10 protein-coding genes and 1 riboswitch are annotated in these 11118 nt (G+C 37.3%); of the genes, 3 read left to right on the top strand and 7 right to left on the bottom strand.

The window, feature by feature from the left end:
• The first annotated feature begins 115 nt into the window (after nt 1–115).
• Nucleotides 116–316, top strand: coding sequence for an alpha/beta-type small acid-soluble spore protein (locus D1953_RS05220; RefSeq protein WP_119116104.1), 201 nt, complete (start codon nt 116–118; stop codon nt 314–316).
• A 131-nt stretch (nt 317–447) separates the two neighbouring features.
• On the opposite strand, the gene D1953_RS05215 is transcribed toward D1953_RS05220, so the two are convergent.
• From D1953_RS05215 to D1953_RS05200, 4 genes are all read right to left on the bottom strand, one after another.
• Nucleotides 448–1701 (bottom strand): anti-sigma factor domain-containing protein, encoded by a 1254-nt coding sequence (locus tag D1953_RS05215; RefSeq protein WP_119116103.1) that lies wholly within the window; start codon nt 1699–1701, stop codon nt 448–450.
• Nucleotides 1698–2438: an RNA polymerase sigma factor SigI gene (gene sigI, locus D1953_RS05210; RefSeq protein ID WP_119116102.1), complete on the bottom strand. Its 741-nt coding sequence runs from the start codon at nt 2436–2438 to the stop codon at nt 1698–1700. The genes D1953_RS05215 and sigI overlap by 4 nt, the downstream gene beginning before the upstream one ends.
• Nucleotides 2439–2706: 268 nt before the next feature.
• Complete coding sequence (locus tag D1953_RS05205) at nt 2707–3489, bottom strand: TerC family protein (protein ID WP_119116101.1); 783 nt, start codon at nt 3487–3489, stop codon at nt 2707–2709.
• A gap of 93 nt (nt 3490–3582) precedes the next feature.
• Nucleotides 3583–3683, bottom strand: a riboswitch (yybP-ykoY riboswitch).
• Nucleotides 3684–3775: 92 nt separating this feature from the next.
• On the bottom strand, nt 3776–5359 hold the full coding sequence (locus D1953_RS05200; RefSeq protein ID WP_245979932.1) for an aldehyde dehydrogenase family protein: 1584 nt from the start codon (nt 5357–5359) through the stop codon (nt 3776–3778).
• A gap of 259 nt (nt 5360–5618) precedes the next feature.
• On the opposite strand from D1953_RS05200, the gene D1953_RS05195 reads away from it, so the two are divergent.
• Nucleotides 5619–6812 carry an FtsW/RodA/SpoVE family cell cycle protein gene (locus tag D1953_RS05195; protein WP_245979929.1) on the top strand — a complete coding sequence of 398 codons (1194 nt, stop codon included), beginning with the start codon at nt 5619–5621 and terminating at the stop codon, nt 6810–6812.
• Between the two features lie 89 nt (nt 6813–6901).
• Here the strand turns inward: D1953_RS05195 and D1953_RS05190 are convergent, their stop codons facing one another.
• Complete coding sequence (locus tag D1953_RS05190) at nt 6902–7915, bottom strand: EAL domain-containing protein (protein WP_119116100.1); 1014 nt, start codon at nt 7913–7915, stop codon at nt 6902–6904.
• Nucleotides 7916–8197: 282 nt separating this feature from the next.
• Nucleotides 8198–9775: a peptide chain release factor 3 gene (locus D1953_RS05185; RefSeq protein WP_119116099.1), complete on the bottom strand. Its 1578-nt coding sequence runs from the start codon at nt 9773–9775 to the stop codon at nt 8198–8200.
• A 542-nt stretch (nt 9776–10317) separates the two neighbouring features.
• Between D1953_RS05185 and D1953_RS05180 the strand changes: the two genes are divergently transcribed.
• Nucleotides 10318–10521 (top strand): cold-shock protein, encoded by a 204-nt coding sequence (locus tag D1953_RS05180; RefSeq protein WP_119116098.1) that lies wholly within the window; start codon nt 10318–10320, stop codon nt 10519–10521.
• Nucleotides 10522–10597: 76 nt separating this feature from the next.
• Here the strand turns inward: D1953_RS05180 and D1953_RS05175 are convergent, their stop codons facing one another.
• Nucleotides 10598–11110, bottom strand: coding sequence for an RNA polymerase sigma factor (locus D1953_RS05175; protein WP_182480508.1), 513 nt, complete (start codon nt 11108–11110; stop codon nt 10598–10600).
• Between the last annotated feature and the right edge of the window lie 8 nt (nt 11111–11118).

Here is an 11118-nt window from a genome sequence, read left to right as displayed (position 1 = left end):
TGCTCTTGCCAATAGAAAAGCAACCTCAACGCAACTAAAAAAAATTAATCTACTTATACTATGACTACAGCGGCAAATGCTACTGTATAACATATAAACTAAAGGAGATTATAACATGGCTAATAATAACAGCAGTAATAAATTACTTGTTCCTGGAATTGAACAAGCTTTAGAACAAATTAAATATGAAATCGCTTCTGAGTTTGGCGTTCAATTAGGATCTGATACGTCAGCACGTGCAAATGGATCTGTAGGCGGAGAAATCACAAAACGATTAGTGCAACAAGCTCAATCTCAGCTTAGCGGTAAATTTTAATACAATAGAATAACATGGCTAAAGCCCGGTCTTTGACCGGGCTCTTTCGTTAATCATTATGACGATGCTTCTCTCCATCATTATTTTCTTTTTGTGATTACCTTCATTACCTCAATGGGATTTCTCTTCTTTTATTGCTCTTTCTTTTGTTGTACTTTCCTTTGCTGCTCTTTCTTTTGTTGCGCTTTCTCTCGTTGCGCTTTTTGCCAGTTCTTCTCTTTCTCTCGTTGTACCTTTTGCCGTTCCTTCTCTTTTTCTCGCTGTACTTTTTGCCATTCCTTCTCTTTTTCTCGCTGTACTTTTTGCCATTCCTTCTCTTTTTCTCGTTGTACTTTTTGCCATTCCTTCTCTTTTTCTCGTTGTACTTTTTGCCATTCCTCCTCTTTTTCTCGTTGTACTTTTTGCCATTCCTTCTCTTTTTCTCGTTGTACTTTTTGCTGTTCCTTCTCTTTTTCTCGTTGTACTTTTTGCTGTTCTCTTTCTCTTTTTTTCACTACATGTTCTTTTTTTGATGAAGATAGCTTTTCTTTGTTAGACTTCTCCACTTCTACTGACTTTTGATTATCCTTCAACCCCGACTGACTAGAAGATTTCTCATTTGTTGCTTGTTTTGTTTCCTGATTCGTTTGTAAAGGCTGAGCCGTCTTTTTCTCTTCAGTCTTCTGAATAGGAGTATTCGTTATTTGACTTTTCTCTTGTGATTGATTGTCTTGATTCGTTTGAATCTTCTTTTGCTGACTCTCCCGTTTTTGTTCAACATATTTCCCTGTTGAGAGCCCTTGTCTTTTCGCTTCATTACGCTCTTCTTTTGTCGCTTGAATAACTTGTACTTTTGTACGATTTATCGGCCATTGCTTGGGCATATGCTGCAGCTCTTTATTTAATTGCTGACTGACCTTCTTATTCTTTTCGATCATGGTTGTGGAAACGACAATTTTCCGTGTAGAACCCTTCAGATAACCTAGTTCCTTTGTCTTAGTAACAATATTTTCAGTCACCGTCGAAAGCTCTTTATTTTCCCATACACCCAATTCCTTCACGACACGTTTTCCATCATCATTTAATCCCTTTAGTTCAATCACATCTAAATCATCATCTACACCTATTTCAACACTAGGATTTACATCAATCGTCATGTAAGCAGAGACATGAGCCGAGGGCTGAACAGTAATAATTGAGAAAAACAGAAGACAAGCAGAGGCAAACGTACCAATAACGGCTATTTTCTTAGAAGAAATGGGAAACGTTCGTTCTACTGGGATAATCGTTACTTCATCACCAATTTCATACACTCCGTTATCCCGGTTTCTTCTGACAAACTCACCTTCTGGGGTCAACAACGTAATATGTCGTTTAGTCACTGATAGAACTATACCCTTTTTCACTGCTGAGTCACCCCTTCTATGTAATGCGCTAAGTACATAAACTCTTCATTTAAAATGATACACATCGCAATAATATATTTACGATGTCGTTCAATCGTTTTTCTACTCACTCGTACTTTTTCTTCTAATTGTTTAATCGGAAGCCGTTTCTTCATAAACAAAAGTTCTCTTAGCTCCTCATCATCCATTAATGTCTTTGCAATAGAAATCGCTCCTAAACGAGCATCTATATGCTTTGGTGAATGATGAACTAATTCTTGAAAAGATAAGCCAAATTCCTGTAAACGACGATTATAAAGAAGAATTTCCTCTCTTCTTTTTAATGTTTCTTGCTCCTGTTCAAATGCCTGGATGGAATTCTGATCATCGAGAAATGAATCATCGCCCCCCTCTTCATTCCAAACAGACTCCAAAATCACTTCCTTATTCCTTGACTGACTTCTTAAATAATCAATCACTCGGCGCTTAATAATAACCTCAGCAAACGCAAGCAAAGACTTTCCTTTTTCACATGAATATTTATCAATTGCTTCATTGAAAGCAATCAGACCAATACTGTATTCATCATCTGATTCATGAATATATCGATTACAAACGCTTGAAACTGTTTTAGCAATAAAAGGCTTATAAGAATCGATCGTGTCATTTCGAAGCTTCGTGTCACCTTGTTGAATTTTGATGACGCACTCTTCTAATGAACGTTTTTTCTTCAATGCTGTAAATAAAAAACCTATCATGCGTACATCTCACTCCTTTTGACCATTAAACATAAGGTCAATATATTAATCTTAAGCGGAGCAGATGTGAATCACAGTTTCAAAAGTCCTATTTTCAAAACAAACTGATATTTCCATTATGAAACATAAGAAAGAATGCCCATTTTTCAGATTAGGTGTTTCCTCTTTATCCGAACTCCCTATAATAATACGAGATAGCAGATTTTTTTATGGGGATATTCGATTCAAAAAAAAATCCAGGCGCCATATCAGACACCTGAATTGTTATTTAGACTTCTTGTATTTGTTTGTCTTTTTTGTCCTGTTTGTCTTTTTTTCCGGATAATAGAAAAGCTCCAACTGCAATTCCAAGTAACACAGTCCAGAAAATCGACTTCCATACAATCGATTCTGGGAAGTGTTCATTAATGACTCCTAATGACGGATGAGCAAGTGTATGAACAGCCAGCTTTACGCCAACCCAACCTACAATCAAAAAGGCTGCTGTTTCAAGTGATGGTCGTTGATGCAATATTTTCACGAACGCATTAGCTGCAAATCGCATAATAATTAGGCCGATGATTCCACCTAAGAACATCACCGAAAACTGTCCGCCATCAATGCCGCCCACTTTGAACCATCCTGTTTCAGGAAGGGTTACTGCTAACGCTACAGCTGCAAGCATGGAGTCAATCGCAAAGGCAATATCTGCAAGCTCTACTTTTAAAACAGTCATCCAAAAGCCAGAAGTGGCTTTCGCTTTCGGCGCAACATCCAGCTCATTCCCATAATACTTTTTATAAATATTATGAAAAGCAATAAATAGTAAGTATAAGGCACCAACCGCTTGAATTTGCCATATATTAACCAAATATGTGATAAGAAACAAGCTGACAAAACGGAATATAAACGCTCCAAATAATCCATAAAATAACGCTTTTCGTTGTTGATCTTTTGGTAGATGTTTTACCATGACAGCCATAACAACTGCATTGTCTGCGGCAAGAAGTCCTTCAAGGGCAATTAATACGAGAAGAACCCAGCCGTATTCCAATAATAGTGATGCATCCATTTACTTTTCCCTCCAATAGTCAGTATGTCTTTCCCCCCTATCGGCATTCGGCAAAACAAAAAGACCTCTGCCGTAATAGGCAAAGGTCTTGCTGAACATGAAGTCATGTCAACAAAGCCGATGAATGTCTCCATCCATGTAATGACGACTTTGTTTTAGGGCGAACCCTAACGCTACTCCCCTTTGATTAAGGAAAAATCATATTTAATATATTAGTAGTATATGATATACCTTTCTATAACACAAGTATTTTTTAATTGATTGTGAAAAAACAGGGAAATTCTCCTTATTTATCCTTAAAATTCGATAATTTAAGTAATTGTCGATAGCTCTTTATAAAAGAAACCCAACTGATTTTCCTAGCGAAATACTGTTGAAAAAGCGAAAGGAAATGGGTATATTTACCCTCATACGGGTACCATTGAATTTCAGCGGACTTTTTCCCTGAATCATGTACAATTGCTTTTTCATGACAAAAAATACGAAGGCCACCTTCACCATGATAGCTGCCAATCCCACTCTGTTTCGCACCGCCAAACGGTAAATGAGGATTAGCAACTGAAACAAGCACATCATTAATATTAACAGCCCCTGTCACTAATTGCGCCGCAATCCGCTTTGCTCTATGTTCATCAGAGGTCCAAACGCTTGAATTTAAACCGTATGCACTATCATTTGCAAGCTGAACTACCTCTGCTTCTGTATCAAAAGGAATAACAGGCAGCAGGGGGCCAAAGGATTCTTCATTAATTACTTTCATCGTATGATTCACATTTGATAAAAGTGAAGGTTGGATAAAACACGTACCTTGCTCCCATTCGTCAGGTGCGGTCCCTATTTCAAGCTTTGCTCCTTTATCAAGAGCATCCCGAATATGATCGGCTACAATATCCAATTGGGCAGGGAATGTCATCGAACCAACATCATCATGCAGCGAATCTCCTTGTTTTAAGGAGGCTACTTTTTTCTTCAATAGCGTCAGAAATTGTTCGTAAATCGGACGTTCTATATAAAGTCGTTCAACGCTCATACATACTTGGCCGCTGTTTGTAAATGCTCCCCATAAAGCTGCATTTACAGCCCTCTCTATGTTAGCATCTTGAAAAACAATCATCGGGTCTTTCCCGCCTAGCTCAAGTGTCGTTGGAATCAATTGCTTTGCCGCCACTTCTGCAATAATCTTTCCTGTTCGCACAGAGCCTGTAAAGAAAATATAATCTGGCTTTTGTTCTGTAAGTGCCGCACCTAACTCTTTTCCACCATGAGCGAATTGAACAACACCTTCTGAAAAACCAGCTTCTACAAATAATTCTTCTATCATTTTACCAACTAGAGGAGTTACTTCGGAAGGCTTCGCAATGACTGTATTCCCCCCAACAAGGGCAGAAATCATAGGAGTTACCGCTAGTTGAAAAGGATAGTTCCACGGGGATATCACAAGTACAGTTCCCCTTGGCATATACTCCACATATGATGTTTTCCCGATTAATAATAAAGGTGTTTTCATTTTTCTTCGTTTAAATAACTTTTCAGCATGCTTTTCAACATACAGCATGGCATCAAGCGTTGGCATTAAATCTGCCACAAGTGCTTCTGTTTTGACCTTTCCTGTATCTTTCGAGATGATGTCAGCAAGCTTATCCATCTTGTCCACAATTAAAAGCCTTAACCGCCGAATATATTCAATTCTCTTCGAAATAGAAAGTGTTGACCACATATCAAAGGCCTTATGTGATTGTTCATATAGCTTAGGAATGGAGTCAAGCGACGTTTCCTCCAGCTCAGCAATCTTCTCACCAGTTGCTGGAGCATATACATTCCACTTCATTTGTTGCTGCACCATGTATCCCTCATCCTCGTCTGTCATCATTCATCTTAGCTCCATTATATAACTTTGTTCATATTATTAAAAAAATCAGCTATATCCGCTAAGCTTATTGTATAAAACATTTCACCTTCACGCTATTTCAAAGAAAAAAACCTCAAATTTCATTTTCCAAAGGAAGTTTGCCCCTTCTTGGCGAAAATATGATTTTAGAGGAATTTTTTTTACCATTACAGGCAGTTTTCCGTTACTATAGAGAAGGGCGATTTGGTCGCTCATATGTAAAATAGAGGTGAACGCACAGGTGAAAAGAATAATTAAAGCCTACGACTATCCAATTTTTATCGCTATTGTGCTACTCTGCTTATTCGGACTCGTTATGGTGTACAGTTCTAGCATGATTACAGCTGTAGGGCGTTACAACTACCCAATGGATTATTTTTATGACAAGCAAAAGATGGCACTAATCCTCTCTTTTGTAGCCATGATTGCGACGATGATTTTTCCTTATAAAGCTTATCAAAATAAAAAGTTTCTCATGTTTCTCATGTTTGGTATTGCAGGCTCATTAATCGCCGTCGATTTATTCGGTCATGCTTCAAGCGGGGCTCAAAGTTGGATTAGAATAGGATCTAGCTCGTTTCAACCAGCGGAATTCGCGAAGCTAGCGATGATTATTTATCTTGCCGCTATGTACGGAAAAAGACAAGATCGTATTAACAATATTGATAAAGCAGTCATCCCGCCGATTTTGTTTCTCATTGGGATTTGTTATTTGATTGCTGCCCAGCCCGATTATGGGTCAGCAGCCATTATCTTTTTCATTTCCTGTACAATCATTGTCTCTTCCGGAATGACGCTAAAGAGCTTAAGCAAACTTACAATTATCTTCCTGATTTTTGCGGGTATTTTCGCTCTAGTTGTACTTATTACAGGAAATTTATCGAATGTATTTTCCGATAATAAAATAGCTCGTTTCACAGGATTTATGGACCCTTTTGGTAAAGCTGGTGATGATGGATATCAGCTTGTTAACTCACTTCTTGCCATTGGATCGGGAGGATTAACAGGGGTAGGTCTAGGCGATAGTGTACAGAAATATGGATATCTTCCAGAGGCACATACCGATTTTATTTTGGCAATTATTTCTGAGGAATTAGGTATTTTTGGAGTAGGATTTGTATTGCTTACTCTTGGATTTATCGTGCTGCGTGGATTTATACTATCCGCTAAATGCAAGGATCCTTTTGGAAGTCTATTATTAATTGGAATTTCTTCAATGATCGGCATTCAAGTATTTATCAATGTTGGCGGAGTAATAGGCTTAATTCCAATTACAGGAATCACTTTGCCCTTTATTAGTTATGGAGGAACTTCATTGCTGCTCATGATGATTTCAATGGGAATCTTTCAAAATATCATTATGCGTATGAATCTACTCGAAGAAAAAGAAAATAGCACTCCAAAGATTGTGGAGGAGATACATAACAGCCAGTAAACACTTACTGGCTGTTACTTTTTATGATAGACTAACAGCGCAAACCTGCAACTTCAAACGAGAAAAGAATTGTTTCCTAAATAACTATGTTATACACTCACTAATACTTTGGGTGTTTTTTCTGGTTTGCCAAGATAATAGCCTTGAGCCAGTTCAATACCAATATCACGACAAAATTCAAGCTCTTCTTTTCGCTCAACCCCTTCAGCAAGCGACGTTATCCCAAGTTCTTTAGAAATATTAACTAGTTCAATTAATCTCTTTTGTTTAGTTAGGTCTTGATGGCAGTTCATGATATGTGCTCGATCAATCTTCACATAATCTGGAACAAGCTGCATTAGCACTTCTAATGTCGAATGACCACTTCCGAAATCATCTAGCGCTACTTTAATCCCTTCCTGTTTATATACACTAAAAATTGTTTTTAAATGATCTATGTCTACGATTTCCTCTGTTTCAACAACCTCAAATACGATATCTTCTGGTCGTACATGATGGCGCTCAATGTGTTGGATAATACTTTTTACACTGAATGCTGGATTATAAATGGTTGAAGGTAAGAAATTGATAAAACTTTTAATTCCATGAGGGATAACACCCATTCGAGATTGGATGGCTGTTTTCCTTGCTTTCATATCTAATAGATAATGCAGTCCTGTAGCTTGGGCAGCTTCAAACAACCGGCCAGGTGAAACTCTAGCTAAAGGATCTCGTAATAAAGCTTCAAAGGCAATGATTTCATTACTGTACAACGAAACAATAGGCTGAAAGAAGCTGATAAATTCCGTCTGACGAATAATTTGAATCATGTCATGTTCTTTTATATTTTGTAATAATTGATGAAGCGAGTACATAATAGACGGCTGACATATTGCTTGAACTAGATTCCCTTCTATGTGATCGCATCTATCTAATTTTGAAAGGATTGTTTGTACTTGTTCCATCACGCCCTCTTTGGAACGATAAGAGAGATACAATCCGCCATTTGCCTTAATAGCTTCTGGATACATATTTTCCATGTCATCCATCCCATGAAGAAATAAATATCCTTCCTCTCTAAAAACAAACATTAAGTCACATGAACTACAACACATCTTGTCCATTATAAAGGCCCCCGTATATAACTGCTCTACCTATTATTAATTGTACATGCAGAATCGTATAAAAACCATAAAAACAACGACTTTATAACTATTTTCCATCAAATAATTAACTATGGTATGTCCTGTCCTATGATTTTAGACCTAAATAAATAAAAAATCAATAGCATTTGTAATCAACGCCAACAAAAAATAGCTCATGCAAACTGCTATACATGAGCTTTAAATTAAACACTTATTTTATCCCACTCTTAACGGGCAGTAAGACCCCCACTGATGGAAGGTTCACTTTATATCCATTGGATTATACAATTCTATATCTGGATTCTTATCCTCGAACCAACGTAGAGCGAAATCATTTTCGAATAGAAATACATACTTGTCATATCGATCCTTCACAAGAATGCTTCGTGAGCTATGTAGATTTTCATCTACTTTATCTGCCTCTACCCAACGAGTCACCTTACTGCCAATTCGCTCCATCAACACTTCGACGTTGTATTCATTTCTCATTCGATGCTCAAATACTTCAAATTGAAGCTGTCCGACTGCACCTAATAGATACTCTTCCATTCGTACGGTCTTAAACAACTGAATAGCCCCTTCTTGAACAAGCTGATGAATGCCTTTATGAAAATGCTTTTGCTTCATGACATTTTTAGCCGTAACCCGAACAAATAGCTCTGGCGTAAATTGAGGTAAACGTTCAAACTGATACATCTCTTTGCTCGTTGTAATCGTATCCCCAATTTGATAGTTCCCTGTATCATACAGCCCGATAATATCTCCGCTAACCGCTTCATTTACCGTATTTCGGTCATCAGCTAAAAATTGTGTAGAAGAAGACAGATTAATTGGTTTACCCGTACGACTTAAGTTTACACTCATACCACGCTCAAATTTCCCAGAGCAAATACGTAAAAAGGCAATTCGATCTCGATGCTTCGGATTCATATTCGCTTGAATTTTAAAGATAAAACCTGAGAAATCTTCGCTTTCTGGATCCACTTCCCCACTCGTTGACATTCTCGCTTGCGGTGCTGGAGCGAACTGTAAATACGCATCTAAAAACGTTTGTACACCAAATGTCGTTAACGCACTTCCGAAGAACACAGGACTCAATGTACCATTAGCGATTTTCTCCTCTGAGAATTGATTTCCCGCTTCACTTAATAACATAATTTCCTCTAATGTTTGTTCATAAAGAGGAGATTCCTGTAATTCATGTTCGATTTCTAACTCGCCTTCTTCATTTAAAGGAAGGAAACGATTAGTTTCATCTTCACTTTTAAATTGCTCAATCCGATTGTTAAATCGATCGTAGATACCTACAAAATCTTTCCCCATCCCAATCGGCCAATTCATTGGATATGTTTCAATGCCTAGTACTTCCTCCAGCTCTGCGAGTAATTCTAGAGGTTCCTTTCCTTGACGGTCCATTTTATTAATGAAGGTAAAAATCGGAATTCCGCGCATTCGGCAAACTTTAAATAGCTTCATCGTTTGGTCCTCAATCCCTTTTGCTGAATCGACAACCATGACAGCACTATCTACAGCCATCAATGTACGGTACGTATCTTCACTGAAATCTTGGTGACCAGGTGTGTCTAAGATGTTCACACGAAAATCATTGTAATCAAATTGCATAACCGATGATGTAACGGAAATTCCGCGCTGCTTTTCAATCTCCATCCAGTCACTTGTCGCATACTTCCCTGTTTTTCGTGCTTTAACAGTACCAGCGTCACGAATCGCACCACCGAATAATAGTAATTTTTCTGTTAATGTCGTTTTCCCGGCATCCGGGTGAGAAATAATAGCAAAGGTTCTTCTTGATTGAACCTGATCATGTAAAGTTGGCATAATTTTTTCCTTTCGTTCATCAAAGTTTTACATTTCATGTATAGTATGATGTTACATTTCATCTTTATAGAATAGAGCCTTAAAATCGTACGGTAAACAATTGATTGTACAACTGTTATCTTAACTATGCACAATAGCCTGTTCAACCTTTCCATTTTAACATGAGCGAAAAAAAGATGTACACCTAAAATGCATTTTGCCAAAAAAAGAGTTTCAAATGTCGACAAGCACATATTTTTCAATCCTGTATACAATAAAAGAAAAATTTCTTCTACTTATATATTAAAGTCTTACTCTTTACTAAATTTAAAATAAATGGAATTTTTTAGATATTAAATCGTTTATTTGTTGTTATTTCGAATATTTTAGTTTATAATTCAATATAATAGGTTTTACCATTTAATCAAAAAATTCACATATTATCAAACATCTTCTGAAAGAAGATTGAAGGTTTTTGCTAATGTGTGAATGCCTATTTTTCTATAATTAAGAAAAAAAGTGTCACCATTAATCTTTTGTTAATGTTTAGGAGGATTTATCGTATGACAGTATCAGGTAAAGTAAAATGGTTTAACAGCGAAAAAGGATTTGGATTCATCGAAGTGCCAGGCGAAAACGATGTATTCGTACACTTCTCTGCTATTCAAGGTGAAGGCTTCAAAACATTAGATGAAGGCCAAGAAGTTGAATTCGAAATCGAAGAAGGCAACCGCGGACCTCAAGCTAAAAACGTTGTGAAATTATAATTTAAATTAAACATTATATGAAACAAACACTTAAAGAGGGATACAGCTCTATATGAGCCGTATCCCTCTTCTTACTTTATGCCGTTAATGCTCGTCTCAACTGCTTTCGAGCTCGATATAAGTTTACTTTTACCGTCGTCGGCTTCATATGCAAAACGTCCGCGATCTCTGTTTCCTTCAACCCGCCATTCACCTTCAATAATAATACTTCACGTTGCTTATCGGCCAATTTCATTACTTGCCTGCATAAATCTTCCTTTAAACAACTTAATTCTATTTCACATTCAACAATTATATGGCAGCCCATCCCCTCCATTAATTCTTGCTGAAAAACCTGACAAATCCGCTTTTGTTTCCGGCAAAAATCAATCGCTGTTCTTGTCGCCACCGTCGATAACCAAGCACCCACCTTATCCATATCGACAATCGTATCTTTTTTATAATAAGCCTTAATAAACGTCTCCTGCGTAATATCATGAGCTAAATGAGGGCATTTAATAATCGCTAAAGTAAGGTAATAGAGCCGCTTATAAAACTTTTTATAGGTGGAAGTAAAACTACATTCCTCCGATACTTTCCCCTCGCTCATTCTCTCTC

This window comes from Peribacillus asahii, assembly GCF_003570725.1.
Lineage (GTDB): Bacteria > Bacillota > Bacilli > Bacillales > DSM-1321 > Peribacillus > Peribacillus asahii.
The sequence above is the reverse complement of the archived record's forward strand: the minus strand, read 5'-3'. Positions and strand labels throughout refer to the sequence as shown.